The 21,195-nt window shown below is 73.6% G+C and carries 24 protein-coding genes and 2 pseudogenes; 9 read left to right on the top strand and 17 right to left on the bottom strand.

What is annotated here, in order from left to right:
* Positions 1 to 98: 98 nt before the first annotated feature.
* From ACLJWH_RS07450 to ACLJWH_RS07435, 4 genes and pseudogenes are all read left to right on the top strand, one after another.
* Positions 99 to 665: pseudogene (locus tag ACLJWH_RS07450) on the top strand (ADP-ribosylglycohydrolase family protein); the annotation flags it as partial.
* A pseudogene (locus ACLJWH_RS07445) lies at positions 580 to 1,566 on the top strand (ADP-ribosylglycohydrolase family protein); the annotation flags it as partial. The pseudogenes ACLJWH_RS07450 and ACLJWH_RS07445, both read left to right, overlap by 86 nt.
* On the top strand, positions 1,563 to 2,216 hold the full coding sequence (locus tag ACLJWH_RS07440) for a CoA transferase (RefSeq protein WP_411140775.1): 654 nt from the start codon (positions 1,563 to 1,565) through the stop codon (positions 2,214 to 2,216). The pseudogene ACLJWH_RS07445 and the gene ACLJWH_RS07440, both read left to right, overlap by 4 nt.
* Positions 2,213 to 3,388 (top strand): HpcH/HpaI aldolase/citrate lyase family protein, encoded by a 1,176-nt coding sequence (locus ACLJWH_RS07435; protein WP_411140774.1) that lies wholly within the window; start codon positions 2,213 to 2,215, stop codon positions 3,386 to 3,388. The genes ACLJWH_RS07440 and ACLJWH_RS07435 overlap by 4 nt, the downstream gene beginning before the upstream one ends.
* Before the next feature lie 100 nt (positions 3,389 to 3,488).
* On the opposite strand, the gene lgt is transcribed toward ACLJWH_RS07435, so the two are convergent.
* The 11 genes from lgt to hisI form a co-directional block, all read right to left on the bottom strand.
* Positions 3,489 to 4,535 carry a prolipoprotein diacylglyceryl transferase gene (gene lgt / locus ACLJWH_RS07430; protein ID WP_411140773.1) on the bottom strand — a complete coding sequence of 349 codons (1,047 nt, stop codon included), beginning with the start codon at positions 4,533 to 4,535 and terminating at the stop codon, positions 3,489 to 3,491.
* A gap of 114 nt (positions 4,536 to 4,649) precedes the next feature.
* Positions 4,650 to 5,459: a DsbA family protein gene (locus tag ACLJWH_RS07425; RefSeq protein WP_411140772.1), complete on the bottom strand. Its 810-nt coding sequence runs from the start codon at positions 5,457 to 5,459 to the stop codon at positions 4,650 to 4,652.
* A 169-nt stretch (positions 5,460 to 5,628) separates the two neighbouring features.
* Positions 5,629 to 6,447 (bottom strand): tryptophan synthase subunit alpha, encoded by an 819-nt coding sequence (gene trpA / locus ACLJWH_RS07420; protein ID WP_411140771.1) that lies wholly within the window; start codon positions 6,445 to 6,447, stop codon positions 5,629 to 5,631.
* On the bottom strand, positions 6,447 to 7,727 hold the full coding sequence (gene trpB / locus ACLJWH_RS07415; RefSeq protein ID WP_411140770.1) for a tryptophan synthase subunit beta: 1,281 nt from the start codon (positions 7,725 to 7,727) through the stop codon (positions 6,447 to 6,449). The genes trpA and trpB overlap by 1 nt, the downstream gene beginning before the upstream one ends.
* A 285-nt stretch (positions 7,728 to 8,012) precedes the next feature.
* Positions 8,013 to 8,303, bottom strand: a complete 291-nt coding sequence (gene trpM, locus ACLJWH_RS07410; RefSeq protein ID WP_411140769.1) for a tryptophan biosynthesis modulator TrpM — start codon at positions 8,301 to 8,303, stop codon at positions 8,013 to 8,015.
* A gap of 17 nt (positions 8,304 to 8,320) precedes the next feature.
* A complete protein-coding gene (gene trpC, locus ACLJWH_RS07405) occupies positions 8,321 to 9,130 on the bottom strand; it encodes an indole-3-glycerol phosphate synthase TrpC (protein ID WP_052854825.1) in 810 nt (269 codons plus the stop codon).
* Positions 9,131 to 9,302: 172 nt separating this feature from the next.
* The gene (locus tag ACLJWH_RS07400; protein ID WP_411140768.1) at positions 9,303 to 9,740 is read right to left on the bottom strand and encodes a DUF2752 domain-containing protein; all 438 of its coding nucleotides are present in this window, start codon (positions 9,738 to 9,740) and stop codon (positions 9,303 to 9,305) included.
* A 169-nt stretch (positions 9,741 to 9,909) separates the two neighbouring features.
* Positions 9,910 to 10,155 carry an HGxxPAAW family protein gene (locus ACLJWH_RS07395; RefSeq protein WP_411140767.1) on the bottom strand — a complete coding sequence of 82 codons (246 nt, stop codon included), beginning with the start codon at positions 10,153 to 10,155 and terminating at the stop codon, positions 9,910 to 9,912.
* Positions 10,156 to 10,240: 85 nt separating this feature from the next.
* Positions 10,241 to 10,888 carry a TIGR02234 family membrane protein gene (locus tag ACLJWH_RS07390; protein ID WP_411140766.1) on the bottom strand — a complete coding sequence of 216 codons (648 nt, stop codon included), beginning with the start codon at positions 10,886 to 10,888 and terminating at the stop codon, positions 10,241 to 10,243.
* Between the two features lie 189 nt (positions 10,889 to 11,077).
* Positions 11,078 to 12,631 (bottom strand): anthranilate synthase component I, encoded by a 1,554-nt coding sequence (locus ACLJWH_RS07385; protein ID WP_411140765.1) that lies wholly within the window; start codon positions 12,629 to 12,631, stop codon positions 11,078 to 11,080.
* A gap of 11 nt (positions 12,632 to 12,642) precedes the next feature.
* Positions 12,643 to 13,065 carry a phosphoribosyl-AMP cyclohydrolase gene (gene hisI / locus ACLJWH_RS07380; RefSeq protein WP_411140764.1) on the bottom strand — a complete coding sequence of 141 codons (423 nt, stop codon included), beginning with the start codon at positions 13,063 to 13,065 and terminating at the stop codon, positions 12,643 to 12,645.
* Between the two features lie 32 nt (positions 13,066 to 13,097).
* On the opposite strand from hisI, the gene ACLJWH_RS07375 reads away from it, so the two are divergent.
* Together ACLJWH_RS07375 and ACLJWH_RS07370 are read left to right on the top strand one after the other, a co-directional pair.
* Complete coding sequence (locus tag ACLJWH_RS07375; RefSeq protein ID WP_172451264.1) at positions 13,098 to 13,262, top strand: hypothetical protein; 165 nt, start codon at positions 13,098 to 13,100, stop codon at positions 13,260 to 13,262.
* A gap of 50 nt (positions 13,263 to 13,312) precedes the next feature.
* Positions 13,313 to 13,945: a TIGR03085 family metal-binding protein gene (locus tag ACLJWH_RS07370; RefSeq protein WP_411140763.1), complete on the top strand. Its 633-nt coding sequence runs from the start codon at positions 13,313 to 13,315 to the stop codon at positions 13,943 to 13,945.
* A 90-nt stretch (positions 13,946 to 14,035) separates the two neighbouring features.
* Here ACLJWH_RS07370 and ACLJWH_RS07365 read toward each other — a convergent pair whose 3' ends face one another.
* Positions 14,036 to 14,932 carry a LysR family transcriptional regulator gene (locus ACLJWH_RS07365; RefSeq protein WP_411140762.1) on the bottom strand — a complete coding sequence of 299 codons (897 nt, stop codon included), beginning with the start codon at positions 14,930 to 14,932 and terminating at the stop codon, positions 14,036 to 14,038.
* A gap of 95 nt (positions 14,933 to 15,027) precedes the next feature.
* On the opposite strand from ACLJWH_RS07365, the gene ACLJWH_RS07360 reads away from it, so the two are divergent.
* Genes ACLJWH_RS07360 through ACLJWH_RS07350 form a run of 3 tightly spaced genes read left to right on the top strand, consistent with a single transcriptional unit; the run spans position 15,028 to position 18,423 of the window.
* Positions 15,028 to 15,732 carry a succinate dehydrogenase cytochrome b subunit gene (locus ACLJWH_RS07360; protein WP_411140761.1) on the top strand — a complete coding sequence of 235 codons (705 nt, stop codon included), beginning with the start codon at positions 15,028 to 15,030 and terminating at the stop codon, positions 15,730 to 15,732.
* Position 15,733: 1 nt separating this feature from the next.
* On the top strand, positions 15,734 to 17,683 hold the full coding sequence (locus tag ACLJWH_RS07355) for a fumarate reductase/succinate dehydrogenase flavoprotein subunit (RefSeq protein WP_411140760.1): 1,950 nt from the start codon (positions 15,734 to 15,736) through the stop codon (positions 17,681 to 17,683).
* Positions 17,680 to 18,423, top strand: coding sequence for a succinate dehydrogenase/fumarate reductase iron-sulfur subunit (locus ACLJWH_RS07350; protein ID WP_411140759.1), 744 nt, complete (start codon positions 17,680 to 17,682; stop codon positions 18,421 to 18,423). The genes ACLJWH_RS07355 and ACLJWH_RS07350 overlap by 4 nt, the downstream gene beginning before the upstream one ends.
* 35 nt (positions 18,424 to 18,458) lie before the next feature.
* Here ACLJWH_RS07350 and hisF read toward each other — a convergent pair whose 3' ends face one another.
* Genes hisF through ACLJWH_RS07325 form a run of 5 tightly spaced genes read right to left on the bottom strand, consistent with a single transcriptional unit; the run spans position 18,459 to position 21,192 of the window.
* On the bottom strand, positions 18,459 to 19,214 hold the full coding sequence (gene hisF, locus ACLJWH_RS07345; RefSeq protein ID WP_411140758.1) for an imidazole glycerol phosphate synthase subunit HisF: 756 nt from the start codon (positions 19,212 to 19,214) through the stop codon (positions 18,459 to 18,461).
* 5 nt (positions 19,215 to 19,219) lie between these two features.
* On the bottom strand, positions 19,220 to 19,645 hold the full coding sequence (locus tag ACLJWH_RS07340; RefSeq protein WP_411140757.1) for a RidA family protein: 426 nt from the start codon (positions 19,643 to 19,645) through the stop codon (positions 19,220 to 19,222).
* A 22-nt stretch (positions 19,646 to 19,667) separates the two neighbouring features.
* Positions 19,668 to 20,390, bottom strand: coding sequence for a bifunctional 1-(5-phosphoribosyl)-5-((5-phosphoribosylamino)methylideneamino)imidazole-4-carboxamide isomerase/phosphoribosylanthranilate isomerase PriA (gene priA / locus ACLJWH_RS07335; RefSeq protein WP_411140756.1), 723 nt, complete (start codon positions 20,388 to 20,390; stop codon positions 19,668 to 19,670).
* A complete protein-coding gene (gene hisH / locus ACLJWH_RS07330; RefSeq protein WP_411140755.1) occupies positions 20,390 to 21,031 on the bottom strand; it encodes an imidazole glycerol phosphate synthase subunit HisH in 642 nt (213 codons plus the stop codon). Before hisH ends, priA begins: the two co-directional genes overlap by 1 nt.
* Positions 21,028 to 21,192: a hypothetical protein gene (locus ACLJWH_RS07325; protein WP_411140754.1), complete on the bottom strand. Its 165-nt coding sequence runs from the start codon at positions 21,190 to 21,192 to the stop codon at positions 21,028 to 21,030. Before ACLJWH_RS07325 ends, hisH begins: the two co-directional genes overlap by 4 nt.
* Positions 21,193 to 21,195 lie beyond the last annotated feature (3 nt).

Here is a 21,195-nt window from a genome sequence, read left to right as displayed (position 1 = left end):
GGATACACCGCGGCGCCCGATGCGGCGCCGCGCCCGTGAGACCGCGGCGGTCCGCCCCGCACGGCGGATCCGCCCCGTACGACAGAAGGGCACGCACCATGAGCGCACCGCAGCGCCCGCCCGCGACGCCCCGGCCCGCCCGCCGCGCGGCCGGACCCGGTCCCGGGCCCGGTCCCGGTCCGGCGGGCGGCCCCGCGGGTGACGCCGTACGCGGTGCCGTCCCCCGTCCGCCCGGTCCCGTGCGCGACCGGGCGCGCGGCGCGCTGCTCGGGCCCGCCGTCGGGGACGCGCCCGGCGGGCCCGCCGAGAATCCGCGGCCCGCTCAGATCCGCCGCCGCTGGGGCCGGATCGAGGGCTATGTCACGGCGGACCCGGCGGGCTCCGACGACACCGAGTACGCGGTCTTCTCCGGGCTGCTGCCGGCCGCGCACGGCTCGGCGCTGACCGTCGCCCAGGCCGAGACCGCCTGGCGCCGGCTGATCGCCGACCCCGACGAGGGCCCGTTCCGCGGCGCGGGCCTCAGCGAGCGCGGCACCCTGGAGAATCTCCGCCGCGGCCTGGCCGCCCCCGTCTCGGCACAGCACCGGCACGCCTGGAGCGACGGACTGGCGATGCGCGCCACGCCGTTCGGCGCCGGCCGCCGCGTACCCCTGGAACCGCCGCGGCCGCGCCACCTCGCTCGCCGGGCACATCGACGGGATGCCCGAGGACGACGACCTCACCCACTCCGTCCTCGGCCTGCTGCTCCTCGAACGCCACGGGCACGGTTTCGACACCGCCGACCTGGCCCGGCTGTGGCTGGACGAGCTGCCCGCGGGACGTACCTTCACCGCGGAGCGCATCGCGTACCGCGACCTCCTGGACGGTATCGAGCCGCCGCACACCGCCCGTTACCGCAACCCGTTCCGGGAGTGGATCGGCGCGCGGATCCGGGCGGACGTCTACGGCTGGACCCGCCCCGGCGACCCGGCGGGCGCCCCCGCGGAGGTCTGGCGGGACGCCACGCTCAGCCACACCGCGAACGGGGTGTACGACGCGATGTTCGCGGCGGCGGCCATCGCCGAGGCCGCGGGCGGCGGCGCTGATGTGCACGGTGCGCTGCGGGCCGGACTCCGCGTGCTCCCCGCCCGGTCCCGGCTGGCGCGAGCCGTCCGCTCCGGTATCGCGGCGGCCCGCGCCGGGCCGACCGGGACACCGGCCGGCTTCGCGGCTGTCGTCGACCGCCTGCACGACGCGTACGGGCACCACCACCGGGTGCATGCCGTACCGAACGCCGCGCTGTTGGCCGCCGCGCTCACCCACGCCGACGGTGACTTCAGCGGCTCCATCTGCCGTGCGGTGTCCGGCGGTTGGGACACCGACTCCAACGGCGCGACGGCCGGCGCGATCGCCGGGCTGCTCGCGGGCGCGCCCGCCGCGCTCCCCGCCCGCTGGACGGCGCCGCTGCGCAACCGGCTCGCCACGACGGCCGGCGGGCTGGACGGCATCGGCTTCGACACCCTCGCGCACCGCACCGCCGCGCTCGCCGTCCGCCACCCCGACCGACCGGAGGCATCCACCCCATGACCGATCCGACCGCCGTCGGCCCGGCCCCGGCAGCCGGCCCGAACACCACCGGCCGCCGCGCGCCGCACACCGCGCCACGGGCCGACCGGCTCGGCCACGTCCGGTCACGCACCGGCGACCGCTCCGCCGGCCACGCCCCGCGCGACGCCTGTCGCACCGCCGACGGCTCCTGGGTGGCCGTGCCCGCCTCGTGGCGGTCCGTCGCCGACCGGGTGTCGCGGCTGGTCGGCCGGACGGATGCGACCGGCGGGCCCCGGTGCGCGCCCGGCGCCGGGCGCGACCGGCACACCGGCGAACCGGGCGCGGCGGTCGGCGGCCGGATCGCCCGGCACGACCCGGCCGAGACCCTCGCCGCCGCGTCCGAGAAGGCCGAGGCAGCCGTCCCGCCCGCCCACACCGTCCACGCCGTCCACGCCGTCCACGCGCTGTCCGCGGACGAGCGGTACCGAGCCCCCTGCTCGATCACCGAGGTCCCGGACGGCGAGCCGGGCACGGCGCGGATGCGGCACGTCCGCTGCCGGCTCGCCGGGATCCCGGGCGCGATCCGGTGGGCGGGCCGCCCGCACGGCGCGGACCGTGACGAGGCGCCGACCGCCCTCGGTCCGGCCGGTCCCGGGGCCGCCGGGCCGTCCGCGGCGGGCGCGCGGTGACCGCCGCCGGGCCGCCGCCCGCCCCGCTGCGGCCCCCCGCCCCCGGCCCGGACCCGTACCCGACACCGCTGACCTGGCTGTACGTGCCCGGTGACCGCCCGAACGCGGTCGCCAAGGCGCTCGGCTGCGGCGCCGATGTGCTCCTCGTCGACCTGGCGGACACGGTCGCCCCGTACCGCAAGGAGTACGCGCTGCGCGCCACCGCCGAGCTGCTGGCCGAGGCGGCCCCCGGCCCGGCCCCGGTGCACGTCCGCGTCAACGCCCTGGACGGCCCGCTCGCCGAGACCGAGATCCGCACCCTCAGCGCCCTCCCGGGCCTCGCCGGACTGCGGCTGCCCAAGGTCCACCACCCCGCCGACATCCACCGCGCCGCCGCCTGGGCCACCGCCGCGCCCCGGCCCGCACCGGACCGCCCCTACGCCGCGGACCGCCCGTACGCCGCGCAACTCCGGTACGACCCGTGCACCCCGCACACCACACCCCTCATGGCGCCGCCCCTCATGACCCCGATCACGCTCCCACCCACCGCCGCCCCTCACGCGGAAGCTCCCGCCCGGCCCGCCGGAGGTGCCCCGGCCCCGGCCCCCCTGACTCCGCCGTCCGCGCCGACGCCCGCCCCCACCGCGACGTCCGCGCCCGCACCCACGGCATCGGTCCCGTCCAAGCACCCGGACGCCCGCGTCCCGCACCTCTACGCCCTCCTCGAATCCGCGCTCGGCATCGAGCACGCCTTCGCCATCGCCACCGCACACCCCGCGCTGCGCGGTATCGCCCTCGGCGAGGCCGATCTCCGCGCGGAACTGGGGCTGCGGGAGGAGACGGGGCTGGCCTGGCCGCGCAGCCGGGCGGTGGTCGCCGCCCGCGCCGCCGGTCTGCCCCCGCCGCCGCAGTCGGTCTATCCGGACGCGCGCGATCTGGACGGCCTGGCCCGGTCCTGTGCGTACGGCCGGGCGCTGGGCTTCCTGGGCCGGGCCGCGATCCATCCCCGCCAGCTCCCGGTCATCGAGGCGGCCCACCGGCCCTGTGCCCAGGAGATCGAGGCGGCGGAGGAGATCGTGCGGGCCGCCACGACGGACGCCGGGGCGGTGGCCCTCTCGGACGGCCGGTTCGTGGACCCGGCCGTGGTCGCCGGCGCCCGCCGGGTACTGGCCCTCGCCTACCGCTACCGCTGAGCCCGCTCTCCGGACGGCCCCGCACAGCGAAGCGCCGGGCGGACCCGGTGTATCGGGTCCGCCCGGCGCGCTACGGAGACCGGCCGCGGTACGCGCCGTGTCAGGACGTCTTCGTGCCGTCCCCGGCGGCGTCCGCCCCGTCCCCCGGAACGGTGTCCCCGGCACCCTCGCCACCGACGCTCTTCGCCACGGAGACCTTCGCGCCCGGCCGGTCCGGCCGGGCCTCGTCACTCTCGTCGCTCCTGGCGGTCTCGCCGGCCTTATCGGCCTTATCGGTCTTGTCGCTCTTGGCGTCCGCCCCGGCCGCGGCGGCGGCCGCCTCCTCCTGCGCCCCGGGCTCGACGATCGCCTCGCGGCCCGGCGCCTTCTTCGCGGAGATCACCAGGTAGGCGATGGCGAGCAGGAAGACGATGAGCGCGGTCCAGACGTTCAGCCGCATGCCCAGGATGTGGTGCGCCTCGTCGACGCGCATGTACTCGATCCAGGCGCGGCCCGCGCAGTACGCGGCGACATAGAGCGCGAAGACCCGCCCGTGGCCGAGCCGGAAGCGCTTGTCCGCCCAGATCACCAGGACCGCGACGCCGACGCACCACAGGGACTCGTAGAGGAAGGTCGGGTGGTAGGTGCCGCCGATCCGTCCGACGGCCGGGTCGGAGCTGATCTCCAGAGCCCACGGCACATCGGTCGCCCGGCCGTAGAGCTCCTGGTTGAACCAGTTGCCCCAGCGCCCGATGGCCTGCCCGAGCGCGAGTCCCGGCGCCAGCGCGTCGGTGTACGCCGGGAGCGCGATACCGCGCCGGCGGCAGCCGATCCAGGCACCCACCGCGCCGAGCGCGACCGCGCCCCAGATGCCGAGGCCGCCCTCCCACACCTTGAAGGCGTCGAGCGGATGGCCGTCCTTGCCGAAGTACGGCTCGTACGTCGTGATGACGTGGTAAAGACGTCCGCCGACGAGTCCGAAGGGCACGGCCCATACGGCGATGTCCGCGACGGTGCCGGAGCGGCCACCGCGCTGCACCCAGCGTTTGTTGCCGAGCCAGACGCCGACGAAGACGCCGATGATGATGCAGAACGCGTAGCCGCGCAGCGGGATCGGGCCGAGATGTACGACACCGACCGACGGGCTGGGAATGAATGCGAGGTCCATGGCAGGGTCGACGCTACCGCGCCGGGCCGGATCGGCGGCAACCCACTCGGCAACGGCTGCGTAACGACCCCGCCGGGCCGCGCCGTGACGCGGAGTGTCCGGCGCGGCCGGCCGCTACGAGGCGGGGGCGGCGCTCCGGCCCGGCTGTTTGCCCTTGTTGGCGTCCCGCACCATCTTCTTGAACTCCGCGGGGGTGAACTGCCCGCCCTTCACCGTCGCCAGATCCTTGCCGTTGAGCAGCACGGTCGGCGTACCGCGGTATCCGGAGTTGGTGAAGGCGGCGTTGGACTTCTGCACGAAGGCGTCGTACGTCCCGTCGTCGACGCACCGGGTGAAGGAGTCCGTCACCAGCCCCTTCACCTTGCCGGCCAGTTCCAGGAGGTACTTCTTGCCGGCGAACTTGTCCTGCTGCTCGGGGGGCTGGTGGGTGTAGAGCACGTCGTGGTACTCGCGGAACCGGCCGGCCTGCTGGGCGCAGAGCGCGGCGTTGGCGGCGGTGAGGGATCCCCGGCCGCCGGCGTTGCCGTCGATGATCGTCGCGAGGTGGTACTCGGACCGGAGCTCGCCGGAGTCCTCCAGTTCGTGGATGGCCGAGCGGAAGCCGGTCTCGAACTGCCGGCAGGCGGGACAGCGGAAGTCCTCCCAGACCGTGAGGGTGGCCGGGGCGCCGCGCAGACCCACCGGGACGGCCGGTTTGTCGCCGTCGGTCGTCCCCTTGGGGAGCGCCGCTTCCGTGCTGCCGCTCTCCTCGCCCGCGTCGGACGAGACCCAGACGGCGACGCCGCCCGCGATCGCCAGCACCGCCACCACCACTCCGGCGACGATCGCCTGCCGGCCGCGCCGGGCCCGTGCCCTCTCCTTGTCGCGCTGTGCTTGCAGCCGCTCGCGGGCGCTGCTCTTATCGTCATGATTCTTCTGGCTCACGCCCCTGGACAACGAAGCGGAGGGGCGCCGTCGCACCCCTCCGCACCGATGTTCGCCCTATCGGGGGACGGCGCCCACCCGGCCGCCGTACACACGTACCCGGCCCGGCCCGGCCCGCGCGCGGGCCGGGCCTCCCGGCGTGCCCGGCGGCGCGCGGTGCCCGGCGGCGCTATCCGCGCCTGCGCACGCCCTCGGCCAGCTCGCCCGCCAGGGCGCGTACGCCGGCGAGACCGGCCGCCGGATCACCGTCCGCCGCCAGCAGGCGCTTGACGAACGCCGAGCCGACGATCACACCGTCCGCGAACTGGGCGACCTCGGCGGCCTGTTCGGGATTGGAGACGCCGAGCCCGACGCACACCGGCAGGTCCGTGGTGGCGCGGGTGCGGTGCACCAGGTCCTGCGCCTCGCGGCCGACCGACTCGCGGGTGCCGGTGACCCCCATCAGGGAGGCGGCGTAGACGAAGCCGGTGCCAGCCGCGGTGATCTTGGCGAGCCGCTCGTCCCGGCTGCTCGGCGCGACCACGAAGACGGTGGCCAGACCGTGCTGCTCGGCGGCCTTGCGCCACCCCTCGGACTCCTCGACCGGCAGGTCGGGCAGGATGCAGCCGGCGCCGCCCGCCGCGGCCAGCTCGGCCGCGAACCGTTCGACGCCGTAGCGGTCGACGGGGTTCCAGTACGTCATGCACAGCACCGGCGCGCCGGTGGCGGCGTGCACCTCACCGACCGTGCGGAGCACATCGACGATCTTCACACCGCCGCGCAGCGCGATGTCGTCGGCGGTCTGGATCACCGGCCCGTCCAGGACCGGGTCGCTGTGCGGCAGTCCGACCTCGACGATGTCGCAGCCGCCCGCCAGCATCGCGGTCATCGCCGCCACGCCGCCGTCCACGGTCGGGAAACCGGCCGGGAGGTAGCCGACGAGCGCGGCCCGGTTCTCGGCGCGGGCGGTGGCCAGCACCGAGGTCAGCAGTTCCACGTTGCCCGACATCACTTCTCCTCCTGGTCTGCCGGCCGGTCCTCGGCGCGGGCGGCGCCGCGGCCTTCGTCGTCGTACAGGCCGAAGTAGCGGGCGGCGGTGTCCATGTCCTTGTCGCCACGGCCGGAGAGGTTGACCAGCAGCAGGCCGTCGGAGCCCAGCTCGCGGCCGACCTCCAGGGCGCCGGCCAGCGCGTGCGCGCTCTCGATGGCCGGGATGATGCCCTCGGTCCGCGACAGCAGCCGCAGCGCCTGCATCGCCGCGTCGTCGGTGACCGCGCGGTACTCGGCGCGGCCGGTGTCCTTGAGGTAGGAGTGCTCGGGGCCGATGCCCGGGTAGTCCAGTCCGGCCGAGATCGAGTACGGCTCGGTGATCTGGCCGTCCTCGTCCTGGAGGACGTAGGAGCGCGAGCCGTGCAGGATGCCCGGGGTGCCCTCGGTGAGGGTGGCCGCGTGCTCGCCGGTCTCGACGCCGTGTCCGCCCGGCTCGCAGCCGATCAGGCGGACCGTCGCGTCGGGGAGGAAGGCGTGGAAGAGGCCGATGGCGTTGGAGCCGCCGCCGACGCAGGCCACCGCCGCGTCCGGGAGCCGGCCGGCGCGCTCCAGGATCTGCCGCCTGGCCTCGACGCCGATGACCCGGTGGAAGTCGCGGACCAGCACCGGGAAGGGGTGCGGTCCGGCGACCGTGCCGAAGAGGTAGTGGGTGCGGTCGACGTTGGCGACCCAGTCGCGGAACGCCTCGTTGATGGCGTCCTTGAGGGTGCGGCTGCCGGACGTCACGGAGACGACCTCGGCGCCGAGCATCCGCATCCGGGCGACGTTGAGGGCCTGTCGCCGGGTGTCGACCTCGCCCATGTAGATGGTGCAGTCGAGGCCGAAGAGGGCGCAGGCGGTCGCGGTGGCGACGCCGTGCTGGCCGGCGCCGGTCTCCGCGATGACCCGCGTCTTGCCCATCCGCTTGGTGAGCAGCGCCTGCCCCAGCACATTGTTGATCTTGTGGGAGCCGGTGTGGTTGAGATCCTCGCGCTTGAGGAACACCCGGGCGCCGCCCGCGTGTTCGGCGAACCGCGGCACCTCGGTGAGCGCGCTGGGGCGCCCGGTGTAGTTGACCATCAGGTCGTCGAGCTCGGCCGCGAAGGCGGGGTCCGCCTTGGCCTTCTCGTACTCCGCGGCGACCTCGTCGACCGCGGCGACCAGCGCCTCGGGGATGAACTTGCCGCCGAAGGCACCGAAGTAGCCCTCGGCGCTGGGGACCTGACCGTCGGGGTCGGGAATGAAGAACTCGGAGGACATCTGACGCACTCCTAGGCCGGGGCAGCCGCCCCGGAAGTCTGGGTATGTCGGAATACGGGCATCACGCTGTGCGGTGCGCGCTGTGCCGGTCTCGGTGGGCGCGGAACCGGCTCGTACCGGTTCCGCTGACGGGCCGTCCGGCGTCCTCGGGACACCGGACCGGCCGCGGTCACCGCGCGGGGCGCCGCCGCCGGCGGGTGGCCGACGGACGGCGTGGGCTGTGGCGCAGCGGTCGGACGACCGCCGTGCCCCTGGGTACCCCTGCGCCGGCGCGGGGCCGGCGCGTCAGCGCGCGGACCCCGCCGGCCATCTCCTGCCGTTGACCTGTCCCGGCTCGGCGCCGATGTGATATCTGACCCGCCGGCCGAGCACCCGCCGGGCGGGCGCCCGGCAGCCGCGGTGCCAGGAGGGCAGCGCGGAGCGCTTGGCCTCGGGGCGGCGGTGACGGTGCGGCCGGTGGCCGTGGCCCGGCGCCGGGTGCGGCGGCCGGGCGGCGCCCGCCGCGGCACACACGCCCGCCCGGCCCGGGTGCGTACCCGGGGCGGGGCGGCGGAGGCCGGCGGCGGAGGCGGTCATGTCCGGGTCCCGGCCGCTCAGGACCGGCCGTGGCGGATGGCCGGGTGGGAGCCCGCGGCGACCAGGTCGGCGACCGCGGTCCTGGGGTCCTTGCCGGTGACGAGGGATTCGCCGACGAGCACGGCGTCCGCGCCGTCGTTGGCGTACGCGATCAGGTCGTGCGGCCCGCGCACCCCGGATTCGGCGATCTTGACGATATGGTCCGGGATCTCGGGGGCGACCCGGGCGAAGTTGCCGCGGTCGACCTCCAGCGTCTTGAGGTTCCGGGCGTTGACGCCGATGATCCTGGCCCCGGCGTCGACCGCGCGGGCCACCTCGTCCTCGTCGTGCACCTCGACCAGCGGCGTCAGCCCGATCGACTCGGCCCGCTCGATGAGCGAGACCAGGGCCTCCTGCTCCAGCGCGGCGACGATCAGCAGCGCCAGGTCGGCGCCGTACGCGCGGGCCTCCCACAGCTGGTAGGCGGTGACGATGAAGTCCTTGCGCAGGACCGGGATGTCCACCTTGGCGCGGACGGCTTCGAGGTCGGCCAGCGAACCGCCGAAGCGGCGCTGTTCGGTGAGGACGGAGATGACCGCGGCGCCGCCCGCCTCGTAGTCGGCGGCGAGCCCGGCGGGGTCGGCGATCGCGGCGAGCGCGCCCTTGGACGGGCTGGAGCGCTTGACCTCGCAGATCACCGTGACGCTCTCGCCCTTGAGGGCGGCGACACCGTCCTTGGCCGGGCGTGCCTTGCGGGCCCGTTCCTTGAGCTCGTCGATGCCGACGCGCGCCTGCCGCTCGGCGAGGTCGGCGCGGACTCCGTCGATGATCTCGTCGAGCACACTCACGCGAGCGGCCTCCTTCTTCAGCGGTGGAGGTGGACAGTGCCCGCGGGGCGAGGTGCCGTCCCCCAGACTCTTCGATGGTATCCGGCACGGGGCACAGGTCACGCACCCGGTGGACATCAGTCCCACTACCTGGACATCTGTGGCCATTACGACGGTGTGCGCGGACGGGCGGTCACGGGACGAGGGCGGCGCCGAAGGGGAGGTTGCGGACCACCGTGAAGACCAGCAGCAGAGCGCCCAGCGCCCACCAGTGGACGGCCCGGGGCTGCGGGCCCGGCGTACGGCGGCCGCTCGCCGCCCGGACGGTCCAGACCACCCAGAAGACCGCGCAGGCGGCGTAGGCGGCGACCGCGAGGGCGTTGGCGCCCAGCGCGGCGCCGAGGTCGCCGTGCGCGACGGCGTACGCGCTGCGCAGTCCGCCGCAGGCCGGGCAGTAGACGCCGGTGAGGTGGAGCAGCGGGCAGACCGGATAGTGGCCGGGGTGGCGCGGATCGACGGCGCCGACGTACGCGAAGGCGGCGAGGCCGGCCGCCAGGACGCCGAACGGCGCCGCCAGTCTGCGGACCGGGCCGCGGCGGCGGGCCGTCGGCGGGGCCACGGGAGCGTTCACGGTGCCGATTGTGCTGCCGGACGCGCGAAGGCGCAGCTTCTCGGCCGCCGTCCGGGGTGGGCACGGACGGCGGGTACGGCACCGGGGGTGCGTACGGGCCGGGAAGCGGCGCCTGCGTGGGGTGCTGCCGGTGTGGTGCCGGTGTCCGGCGCCACGGGAGCGGCGGAGGTCAGCCCTCCTGCGGCTGCGCGGCCGCCGGCACGGGGACCTGCGCCGACCGCTTCGGGGTCGCGCCCATCCCGGCCAGGCGCATCAGGCCGCCGACCACGGCACCGAGGCCGATCAGGACCATGCCCGCCCAGAAACCGGGGACGTTCGCCATCACCATGAACAGGCCGGCGACACAGAAGCCGATGAACGAGATGATGACGCCGGTCCATGCGGCGGGAGTGTGTCCGTGGCCACTGCTCGACATGAGTGCTCCTCGTTGATCTGTTGCGCCGGGGTCCGGCCGCGGTGATACCTCTTCGCCATTGTCCCCGATGGCCGGTGAAGCCCGGCTACCGGGTGGGGTCCTCACCCCGGTCCAGGGACTTCCAGATCTCTTCCGGGCGGGCCAGGTCCGGCGCGGGCGCGGCGCGGCGGGGGCCGCGGGCGCCGTCCGGCGTGCGCTCGTAACGCCCGGACATCTCAGGCCAGTAGCGGCCGTGGAGCAGTGCGAGCGCGCCGGCGACCAGCAGCAGCAGACCGCCGGCGGCGGCCACCCACGGCCAGCCGGAATGTGTGACGTGATGCACATCGGTACTGCTCAGGCCGACCGCGAGGGCCGCCTTCTCCTTGAGCGCCGAGGTGTCGGAGCGGCCGAGGACCGCGGCGACGGCGGTGCCCAGGCCGCTGAGCGCCAGCAGCGCGGCGACCGCGATCCGGCCGGCCCGGCGCACCGCGAAGACGGCGACCAGCGCGGCCAGGCCGACGATGGCGAGCGCGCCGGGCACGCCCGTCACATCGGCGCCGGTGACACTGCTGGGCAGCTCGCCCTGCGCCAGCGTCGCGGAGCCCTCGGCCCAGGTGCGGCCGGAGGCGAGCAGCGCGAGGCCGGCGCCGGCCGCGCCGGACAGCAGCGCGAGGGCGAGAGTGCGCGTGGCACTGCGGGGCGCGGCGGCCTTCGGGGGCGCGGCGTCGGTACGGGGCTGGGGTGCGGCACTCACATGCCCCACTATCGCGTACGGGCGGGTGGGGCCCGGCGCGCGGGGTGCCGGACCCGTGCGGGGCAGGCCGGTGCGGGGGCAGGCCGGTGCGGGACGGAGCGTCGGGCCGCGCTGCCGGGCGGCCGCCCGCCGGTGGGGCGTGGCCGCGCCGGGTGCCCGGCCCGTTCGTCCGCCCGGCAGCGCGGACCGTCAGGTGCCCAGCCGGTTCGCGGTGTGCACCGCGCGCAGCACCGCGGCCGCCTTGTTGCGGCACTCGGTGTCCTCGGCGACCGGGTCGGAGTCGGCGACGACACCGGCGCCCGCCTGGACGTAGGCGGTGCCGTTCCGCAGCAGGGCGGTACGGATCGCGATGGCGGTGTCGGAGTCGCCGGCGAAGTCGAGATAGCCCACGCAGCCGCCGTACAGACCGCGCCTGCTCGGCTCCAGTTCCTCGATGATCTGCATGGCCCGCGGTTTGGGGGCGCCGGAGAGGGTGCCGGCGGGGAAACAGGCGGTGAGGACGTCGAAGGCGGTGCGGCCCGCGGCGACCCGTCCGGTGACGGTCGAGACGATGTGCATGACGTGGCTGTAGCGCTCCACCGACATGAAGTCGACGACCTCGACGCTGCCCGGCTCGCAGACCCGTCCCAGATCGTTGCGGCCCAGGTCGACGAGCATCAGATGTTCGGCGCACTCCTTCGGGTCGGCCAGCAGCTCGTCGGCGAGGGCCTGGTCCTCCTGGAGGGTGGCGCCGCGCGGCCGGGTGCCGGCGATGGGGTGCACCATCGCCCGGCCGTCCTCGACCTTGACCAGCGCCTCGGGGCTGGAGCCGACGACGTCCACGTCGCCCTCGAAGCGGAAGAGGTACATGTACGGGCTGGGGTTGGTGGCCCGCAGCACCCGGTACACGTCCAACGCGCTCGCCGTACAGGGGGTTTCGAAACGCTGGGAGGGCACCACCTGGAACGCCTCACCGGCCCGGATGCGCTCCTTGACGTCCTCGACGGCCCGCTGGTAGGCGGCGCCGCCCCACTCCGCGGTGTACGGCGGCAGCTCGGAGGGCGGCAGCGCCGCGGCGCCGGCCGGCGCGGGGCGGGCGAGGTCGTCGGCCATGGTGTCGAGGCGGGCCACCGCGTCCGCGTACGCCTCGTCGACGCCGGTGTCGAGGTCGTTGTGGTTGATCGCGTTGGCGATCAGCAGGACCGTGCCGTCCCAGTGGTCGAGGACCGCGAGGTCGGAGGTGAGGAGCATGGTCAGCTCCGGCAGCCGGAGATCGTCGGCGGCCCGCTCACCGATCTTCTCCAGCCGGCGCACGATGTCGTAGCCGAGGTAGCCGACCATGCCGCCGGTGAACGGCGGCAGTCCGGCGCCCTCGATCAGGTCCCGGGGGGTGTGCAGCGCCGTGACGGTGGCGCGCAGGGCGGCGAGCGGGTCGCCGTCGGTGGGGACGCCGACGGGCGGGGTGCCGAGCCAGTGCGTCCGGCCGTCGCGGACGGTCAGGGTGGCGGCGCTGCGGACGCCGATGAACGAGTACCGCGACCATCTGCGGTCTCCCCCGCCGCCGGACCCGGTGGAGCCGCCCGCGTCGGCGGATTCCAGGAGGAAGGTGCCGGGCCGCTCGGCCGCGAGTTTGCGGTAGAGCCCCACCGGGGTGTCGCTGTCCACCAGCAGGCGCCTGGTGACGGGGATGACCCGGCGGTCGTGGGCGAGCGTACGGAACGTGTCGAGGTCCGGAATGGCGGTGCCGGTGGTTCCCGTGGTCATGGCAGCGGAGCCTACTGGTCGGTGATCAGCACGTCCGCATCGAAGCAGGTGCGGTCGCCGGTGTGGCAGGCCGCGCCGACCTGGTCGACCCGGACCAGGACCGTGTCGGCGTCGCAGTCCAGCGCCACGGACTTGACGTGCTGGACGTGGCCGGAGGTGTCGCCCTTGACCCAGTACTCCTGACGGCTGCGGGACCAGTAGGTGCAGCGGCCGGTGGTGAGCGTGCGGTGCAGCGCCTCGTCGTCCATCCAGCCGAGCATCAGTACCTCGCCGGTGTCGTACTGCTGGGCGATGGCGGGGACCAGACCGTCGGCGTCCCGCTTGAGGCGGGCGGCGATGGCGGGGTCCAGAGCGGTGCCGGCGGATCCGGCGGTCCCGGCGGCCGGGTCCGCGGTGGCTGCGGCGGTTTCTGCGGTGGTGGCGCGGCTGGTCATGGGTCCATTGTGCCGTGCGTCATCCTGCTGGCATGTATCAGCAGCGTCCGCCCGTACCGCCGCCGGAGCCGGGCCCGCACCGGGGCCAGGGGCCGGAGCGGGACCCGGACCGTGCCGCGCGGGTCGCCGTGCGGGTGCTGGGGGCGGTGTTCGTGGCGGCGGTGGCCGTGGCGGTGGTGCTGGTGGTGTGGCGCTGAGGGCGGGCGGTGCCGTGGCAGGGGCTGGTTCGCGGTCGTAGGCTGGCGGTATGTCGACCCATGCGAAGCGCGAACGGCTTCTTCTCGCCGACCTGTTGGAGAGTGCCGGCCCGGAGGCGCCGACGTTGTGCGACAACTGGACGGCGCGGGATCTGGCCGCGCATGTGGTGGTGCGCGAGCGGCGTGCCGACGCGGCGGGCGGGATTCTCGTCAAGCCGCTGGCCGCGCGGCTGGAGCGGGTCCAGGCGGAGTTCGCGGAGAAGCCGTACGAGGAGCTGATCCAGCTCATCAGGACCGGGCCGCCGCGGATGTCGCCGTTCTCGCTCAAGCAGATCGACGAGGCGTCGAACACGGTCGAGTTCTATGTCCATGCCGAGGACGTGCGGCGGGCCCAGCCGGACTGGGCGGCGCGGGAGCTGGATCCCGTCTTCGCGGATGCGCTGTGGGCGCGGATCGAGCGGGTGGCCCGGGTGCTGGGGCGGAAGTCGCCGGTCGGGCTGGTGCTGCGGCGGCCGGACGGCCGGACGGTGGTGGCGCACCGGGGGACGCCGGTGGTCACGGTGGTCGGGGAGCCCGGCGAGCTGACGCTGTTCGCGTTCGGGCGGCAGGGGGCGGCGGATGTGGAGCTGGACGGTGACAAGGAAGCGATCGCCCAGGTGATGGAGGCGAAGCTGGGGGTGTGACGGGGGCGGTCCGCGGCGGGCGACGGGAGGCGCGGTCCGCGGCGGGCGCCGCGGCCGGACTCCGCTCCGTAGCCGCCCCGGCCGGTGCCGTCAGGACATCCCCAGGTCCAGGTGTTCCCGCAGGATGCGTTCCAGTTCGCGGGCCGCGCGCGGGGGTGAGACGTCGGCCCGGTGGGCCACGGAGATGACGCGGTGCATACCGGGCGTGGCGAAGCGGGTGATGCGCAGGCCGGAGCGTTCGGCGACCATGCTGGGGACGACGGCGATGCCCAGGCCCGCGCGGACGAAGCCGAGGACCGCGTCCATCTCGCCGCCCTCGACGGTGAGGACAGGTTCGAAGCCGGCCGCCCGGCAGGCCGCGATGGTGAATTCCCGCAGGTCGTAGCCGCGCCGGAACATCGCGAGGGGGCGGCCGCGCAGATCCGCCACCTGGATGCGGGTGCGGCGGCTCACCGGGGCGGGGCGGTCGGGGGCGGACACCACCACCAGTTCCTCGCGCAGCAGCTCGGAGGTGACCAGCGCGGGGGCCTGGACGGGGAGGGGCGTGATGATCAGGGCGAGGTCCATCTCGCCGTCCGCCAGTGCCCGTACGAGGTCCTGGGAGCCGTCCTCGTGGACGATGAGTTCGACGCCGGGGTAGCCGGCGTGAAAGGCGCTCAGTACGTCGGGGACGAGGCTGGCGCAGAGGCTGGGCGGGGCGCCGAGGCGCAGCCGGCCGCGGCGGAGCTGGGCGACCTCCTGGACTTCGCGGCGGGCGGTCTCGGCGTCGGCGAGGATGCGGCGGGCCAGGGGCAGGAGGGTTTCGCCGGCGTCGGTGAGGGTGATGTGGCCGCGGGCGCGGTGGAAGAGGTCGGCGCCCAGCTCCTTTTCGAGCGAGCGGATCTGCTGGGAGAGGGAGGGCTGGGCGACGTGTTCGCGTTCGGCGGCGCGGGTGAAGTGGCGGGTGTCCGCCACGGCGGTGAAATAGCGGAGCTGTTGGAGCTGCATGGGGGCATCGTAAAGCGGCGATAGGCTCTGGCTATGGAGATGAGCCGGTCCATGTCTTGGACTGATAGGACTGTCGGTCCTTAACGTCAGGACTCATGGCACTGGACACACGGACGGATCGACGGCCGTCCTTCGCAGGCGTTCTGTGGCGCTCGACCGTCGGCAAGAAGACGGCGATGGCCGTCAGCGGCATCGTGATGCTGCTGTATCTGGTCGTCCATATGCTGGGCAACCTCAAGATCTTCTTCGGGGCACTGGATTTCAACGGTTACGCCGCCTGGCTGCGCACCATCGGTGAGCCGTTTCTGCACCACGAGTGGTTCCTGTGGATCGCCCGGGTGGTGCTGGTCGTCGCGGTGGTGACGCATGCCGTGGCCGCGTACCAGCTCAGCCGTCGCGACCTGGCCGCCCGCCCCTCCCCCTATGCACACCGCCGCCGCCGCGCCACCTACGCCACCCGGACCATGCGCTGGGGCGGGGTCATCCTCGGCCTGTTCATCGTGTGGCACATCCTGGATCTGACGACGCTGACGGTGAATCCGCGCGCCGAGGCCGGCCATCCGTACGAGAACGTCGTGGCGAGCTTCTCCACCTGGTACGGCACCACGATCTACCTCGTCGCCATGCTCGCCCTGGGCCTGCACGTCCGGCACGGCTTCTGGAGTGCCGCGCAGACGCTGGGTGCCAACCGGCCCGGCCTCGACCGGCCGCTCAAGGGCCTGGCGAACGGCCTCGCGGCCCTCCTGACCCTCGGCTTCATCGCCGTCCCCGTCTCCGTGCTGACCGGAGTAGTGAGTTGAGATGACCTCGTACCACGCATACGCGACCGGTGAACCGGTCGCCGACCGTACCGCCCCCGAAGGACCGATCGCCGAGCGGTGGGACCGGCGGCGGTTCGAGGCGAAGCTGGTCAATCCGGCCAACCGACGCAAGCACACCGTCATCGTCGTCGGCACCGGGCTCGCGGGAGGCGCGGCCGGCGCGACCCTGGCCGAACAGGGCTATCACGTCGAGCAGTTCTGCTATCAGGACTCGCCGCGCCGGGCGCATTCCATCGCCGCGCAGGGCGGTATCAACGCCGCGAAGAACTACCGCAACGACGGGGATTCCGTCCACCGGCTGTTCTACGACACGGTGAAGGGCGGCGATTTCCGCGCGCGGGAGTCGAATGTGCACCGGCTGGCCCAGATCTCGGTGGAGATCATCGACCAGTGCGTGGCCCAGGGCGTGCCGTTCGCGCGGGAGTACGGCGGTCTGCTGGACACCCGGTCGTTCGGCGGTGTCCAGGTGTCCCGGACGTTCTACGCGCGCGGCCAGACGGGCCAGCAGCTGCTGCTGGGGGCCTATCAGGCGCTCTCCCGGCAGATAGCGGCCGGGACGGTGACGCTCCACGCCCGTACCGAGATGCTCGATGTGATCGTGGTCGACGGGCGGGCCCGGGGCATCGTCGCCCGGGATCTGGTCACCGGGCGGATAGCCCCGTACTTCGCGGATGCGGTGGTACTGGCGAGCGGCGGCTACGGCAATGTCTTCTATCTGTCGACCAACGCGATGAATTCCAATGCCACGGCGATCTGGCGGGCGCACCGGCGGGGCGCCTATTTCGCCAATCCCTGCTTCACGCAGATCCATCCGACCTGCATTCCGCGCACCGGAGACCATCAGTCGAAGCTGACGCTGATGAGCGAGTCGCTCCGCAACGACGGGCGTATCTGGGTGCCGCTGGCGAAGGGCGACACCCGGCCGCCGAACGAGATTCCCGAGGACGAGCGCGACTACTACCTGGAGCGGATCTATCCGGCGTTCGGCAATCTCGTGCCACGCGATATCGCGTCCCGGGCGGCGAAGAACGTGTGCGACGAGGGGCGCGGCGTGGGGCCGGGCGGGCAGGGCGTCTACCTGGACTTCGCGGACGCCATCGGGCGGATGGGCCGGGCCGGGGTCGAGGAGAAGTACGGCAACCTCTTCGACATGTACGAGCGGATCACCGCGGAGAACCCGTACGAGGTACCGATGCGGATCTATCCCGCCGTGCACTACACGATGGGCGGACTGTGGGTGGACTACGACCTGCAGACCACCGTGCCGGGACTGTTCGCCATCGGGGAGGCCAACTTCTCCGACCACGGCGCCAACCGGCTGGGGGCCTCCGCGCTGATGCAGGGCCTCGCGGACGGCTATTTCGTACTGCCGTCGACGATCAACGACTATCTCGCGCGCCATCCGCTGGACGATTCGGTCGATGCGACGCATCCGGCGGCCGTGCGGGTCGTCGCCGAGACCACGGAACGGCTGGCGAAACTGCTGGCCGTCGACGGTGACCGGACGCCCGACTCCTTCCACCGGGAGATCGGCGAACTCATGTGGGAGTACTGCGGGATGGCCCGCACCGACGCGGGGCTGCGCAAGGCCCTCGACCGGATTCCGCACATCCGCGCGGAATTCTGGCGCCGCATCAAGGTGCCCGGCACCGGCGAGGAGTTCAACCAGTCGCTGGAGAAGGCCAACCGCATCATCGACTATCTGGAGCTCGCCGAGCTGATGTGCCTCGACGCGCTGCACCGCGCCGAGTCCTGCGGCGGGCACTTCCGCGAGGAATCGCAGACCCCGGACGGCGAGGCCGCCCGCCGGGACGAGGAGTTCGGCTACGCCGCCGCCTGGGAGTTCACCGGCACCGGCGAAGCCCCCGTCCTGCACAAGGAAGACCTCGTCTTCGAGTACGTCCACCCCACTCAGCGGAGCTACGCATGAAGCTCACCCTGCGCGTCTGGCGCCAGCGGAACCCCGACTCCCCCGGAGCCATGGCCACCTACGAGGTGGACGGTATCTCCCAGGACATGTCGTTCCTGGAGATGCTCGACACGCTCAACGAGGAGCTGATCCTCAGCGGTGACGAGCCGGTCGCCTTCGACCACGACTGCCGCGAGGGCATCTGCGGCGCGTGCAGCCTGGTCATCAACGGCGACGCCCACGGCCCGGAGCGCACCACCACCTGTCAGCTGCACATGCGGTCCTTCCGGGACGGCGACACCATCGACGTCGAGCCGTGGCGGGCCGCCGCCTTCCCCGTCGTCAAGGATCTGGTCGTGGACCGGTCCGCGTTCGACCGCGTCATCCAGTCCGGCGGCTACATCACCGCGCCGACCGGCGCCGCGCCCGAGGCGCACGCCACCGCCGTCCCCAAGCCGGTCGCCGACGCCGCCTTCGAGCACGCCGAGTGCATCGGCTGCGGCGCCTGCGTGGCGGCCTGCCCCAACGGCTCGGCGATGCTGTTCACCGCCGCCAAGGTCGTCCACCTCAACTCCCTGCCGCAGGGCGCCCCGGAGCGGGAGAGCCGGGTTCTGGAGATGGTCGGGCAGATGGACGCGGAGGGGTTCGGCGGCTGCACGAACACCGGTGAGTGCGCGACCGCCTGCCCCAAGGGCATCCCGCTGTTCAGCATCGCGAAGATGAACCGGGAGTTCGTCCGGGCCGCCCGCAAGCGCGGCTGACGGCCCGGTGGCGCGGGCCACCCGTACGGCGCGGTTCAGCGCACCGGGTGGCCCGCCTCCCGCAGGGCGTCCTTGACCTGGCCGATGCGCAGATCGCCGAAGTGGAAGACGGAGGCGGCCAGGACCGCGTCGGCGCCCGCGGCGACGGCGGGGGCGAAGTGGTCAAGGCGGCCCGCGCCGCCGGAGGCGATGACCGGGACGCTGACGTGGGAGCGGACCGCCTCGATCATCTCGACGTCGTAGCCGTCCTTGGTGCCGTCCGCGTCCATGGAGTTCAGCAGGATCTCGCCGGCGCCCAGCTCGGCCGCCCGGTGCGCCCATTCGACGGCGTCGATACCCGCGGAGCGGCGGCCGCCGTGGGTGGTGACCTCGAAGGAGCCGCTCGCCGTGCGGCGGGCGTCGACGGAGAGCACCAGCACCTGGCTGCCGAAGCGTTCGGCGATCTCGCGGATCAGGTCGGGACGGGCGAGGGCGGCGGTGTTGACGCCCACCTTGTCGGCACCGGCCCGCAGGAGCTTGTCGACGTCCTCGGGGGTGCGCACACCGCCGCCGACGGTCAGCGGGATGAAGACCTGCTCGGCGGTGCGGCGGACCACGTCGTAGGTGGTCTCCCGGTCGCCGGAGGAGGCGGTGATGTCGAGGAAGGTCAGCTCGTCCGCGCCCTCCTCGCCGTAGATCTTGGCCATCTCCACGGGGTCGCCCGCATCGCGCAGGTTCTGGAAGTTCACGCCCTTGACGACCCGGCCGTTGTCCACGTCCAGGCAGGGGATGACTCGGACCGCCAGGGTCATGCGGATCAGACTCCTTCGGGGGTGCGGGGGTCGCCCCCCGGGGAATGGCAGCCTCGGAAGGCTTCGAGCTCTACTTCGACCAGTACGCGGGAATCGACGAAGCCGGAGACCACGACCAGGGTCGCGGCCGGGCGGACGGCCTCGAAGAGTTCCCGGTGGGCGCGGCTCACCGCGTCCACATCACGCAGATGGGTCAGGTACATCCGGGTGCGCAGGACGGCGTCGGCGCCCAGGCCGAACGGTTCGATCGCCGCCAGCGCGTTGGTGAAGGCGACCTTGGTCTGTTCGTAGGGGTCGCCGTCGCCGTGCAGGACGCCGTCGACCAGGGGCATCGTGCCGGCGACCAGGACCCGGTCGCCGGCCGCCACGGCGCGTGCGAAGCCGATGGCCTCTTCCCAGGGACTGCCGGTCCGTACGCGCTCGATGGTCATCACGCCGCCTTTCGGTTACGCCCTACGACACTGCCGCCAGCGCCTCTTCCAGGGTGAACGCCTTCGCGTACAGCGCCTTGCCGACGATCGCGCCTTCGACACCCTCCGGTACCAGGGTCGCAAGCGCCCGGAGATCGTCAAGCGAGGAGACGCCGCCGGAGGCGACGACGGGTCGGTCGGTGGCCGCGCAGACGTTCCTGAGCAGCTCCAGGTTGGGGCCCTGGAGGGTGCCGTCCTTGTTGATGTCGGTGACGACGTAGCGGGCGCAGCCCTCGGCGTCCAGGCGGGTCAGCGTCTCGTAGAGGTCGCCGCCGTCGCGGGTCCAGCCGCGGCCGCGCAGGGTGGTGCCGCGGACGTCCAGGCCGACCGCGATCTGGTTGCCGTGTTCGGCGATGACCTTGGCGACCCACTCGGGGGTCTCCAGCGCCGCGGTGCCGAGGTTGACCCGGCGGCAGCCGGTGGCGAGCGCCGCGGCCAGCGACGCGTCGTCGCGGATACCGCCGGACAGCTCGACCTTGATGTCCATGGAGGCGGCGACCTCGGCGATCCGCGCCCGGTTGTCGCCGGTGCCGAAGGCCGCGTCGAGGTCCACCAGGTGCAGCCATTCGGCGCCCGCGCGCTGCCAGGCGAGGGCGGCCTGGAGCGGGTCGCCGTAGGACGTCTCGGATCCGGACTCGCCGTGGACGAGGCGGACGGCCTGGCCCTCGCGGACATCCACGGCGGGGAGCAGTTCGAGCTTCGTCATCAGAGCGTCTCAATCCAGTTGGTCAGCAGCTGGGCACCGGCGTCGCCGGACTTCTCGGGGTGGAACTGGGTGGCCCACAGCGGGCCGTTCTCGACGGCGGCCACGAACGGCTCGCCGTGCGTGGCCCAGGTGACCTTCGGCGCGGTGATGTTCCGGTTGCCGGTCTCCAGCTCCCAGTCGTGCACCGCGTAGGAGTGCACGAAGTAGTAGCGGACGTCGGCGTCCAGCCCGGCGAAGAGCCGCGAGTCCGCGGGGGCCTCGACGGTGTTCCAGCCCATGTGCGGGACGACGTCGGCCTTGAGTGGGCCGACCGTACCGGGCCACTCGTCCAGGCCCTCGGTCTCCACGCCGTGCTCGATACCGCGGCCGAAGAGGATCTGCATGCCGACGCAGATGCCCATGACGGGGCGGCTGCCGGACAGCCGCCGTCCCACGATCCAGTCGCCGCGGACGTCCCGCAGCCCCTGCATACAGGCGGCGAACGCGCCCACGCCGGGGACCAGCAGGCCGTCGGCGTTCATCGCCCGGTCGTAGTCCCGGGTGATCTCCACCTCGGCGCCGACGTGGGCGAGGGCGCGCTCGGCGGAGCGGATGTTGCCGAAGCCGTAGTCGAGGACGACGACCTTCTTCGCGGCGGTCAATTCCACACCCCCAGCCGCAGCACACCGGCGGTCAGGCACATCGCGGAGCCGATGGCGAGCAGCACGACCACGCTCTTGGGCAGCTTCTGCTTCCAGAAGGAGTAGACGCCGCCGAGGAGGAAGAGGCCGACGATGATGAAGACGGTCGACAGGCCGTTCACTGC

The sequence above is a fragment of the Streptomyces sp. x-80 genome (assembly GCF_046549095.1).
In the GTDB taxonomy this organism is placed as follows: domain Bacteria; phylum Actinomycetota; class Actinomycetes; order Streptomycetales; family Streptomycetaceae; genus Streptomyces; species Streptomyces celluloflavus.
The sequence above is the reverse complement of the archived record's forward strand: the minus strand, read 5'-3'. Positions and strand labels throughout refer to the sequence as shown.

Coding starts and splice junctions, on each gene's coding strand:
- trpM (WP_411140769.1), bottom strand. CDS start 8,303: ATGACCGCCTCCGCCGCCGGCCTCCGCCGCCCCGCCCCGGGTACGCAC.
- ACLJWH_RS07360 (WP_411140761.1), top strand. CDS start 15,028: ATGGCACTGGACACACGGACGGATCGACGGCCGTCCTTCGCAGGCGTT.
- trpB (WP_411140770.1), bottom strand. CDS start 7,727: ATGTCCTCCGAGTTCTTCATTCCCGACCCCGACGGTCAGGTCCCCAGC.
- lgt (WP_411140773.1), bottom strand. CDS start 4,535: ATGGACCTCGCATTCATTCCCAGCCCGTCGGTCGGTGTCGTACATCTC.
- ACLJWH_RS07355 (WP_411140760.1), top strand. CDS start 15,734: ATGACCTCGTACCACGCATACGCGACCGGTGAACCGGTCGCCGACCGT.
- ACLJWH_RS07440 (WP_411140775.1), top strand. CDS start 1,563: ATGACCGATCCGACCGCCGTCGGCCCGGCCCCGGCAGCCGGCCCGAAC.
- priA (WP_411140756.1), bottom strand. CDS start 20,390: ATGACGAAGCTCGAACTGCTCCCCGCCGTGGATGTCCGCGAGGGCCAG.
- hisI (WP_411140764.1), bottom strand. CDS start 13,065: ATGACCAGCCGCGCCACCACCGCAGAAACCGCCGCAGCCACCGCGGAC.
- ACLJWH_RS07395 (WP_411140767.1), bottom strand. CDS start 10,155: ATGTCGAGCAGTGGCCACGGACACACTCCCGCCGCATGGACCGGCGTC.
- ACLJWH_RS07375 (WP_172451264.1), top strand. CDS start 13,098: ATGTATCAGCAGCGTCCGCCCGTACCGCCGCCGGAGCCGGGCCCGCAC.
- ACLJWH_RS07365 (WP_411140762.1), bottom strand. CDS start 14,932: ATGCAGCTCCAACAGCTCCGCTATTTCACCGCCGTGGCGGACACCCGC.
- trpA (WP_411140771.1), bottom strand. CDS start 6,447: ATGTCGGGCAACGTGGAACTGCTGACCTCGGTGCTGGCCACCGCCCGC.
- ACLJWH_RS07340 (WP_411140757.1), bottom strand. CDS start 19,645: ATGACCATCGAGCGCGTACGGACCGGCAGTCCCTGGGAAGAGGCCATC.
- hisF (WP_411140758.1), bottom strand. CDS start 19,214: ATGACCCTGGCGGTCCGAGTCATCCCCTGCCTGGACGTGGACAACGGC.
- ACLJWH_RS07370 (WP_411140763.1), top strand. CDS start 13,313: ATGTCGACCCATGCGAAGCGCGAACGGCTTCTTCTCGCCGACCTGTTG.
- ACLJWH_RS07385 (WP_411140765.1), bottom strand. CDS start 12,631: ATGACCACGGGAACCACCGGCACCGCCATTCCGGACCTCGACACGTTC.
- ACLJWH_RS07350 (WP_411140759.1), top strand. CDS start 17,680: ATGAAGCTCACCCTGCGCGTCTGGCGCCAGCGGAACCCCGACTCCCCC.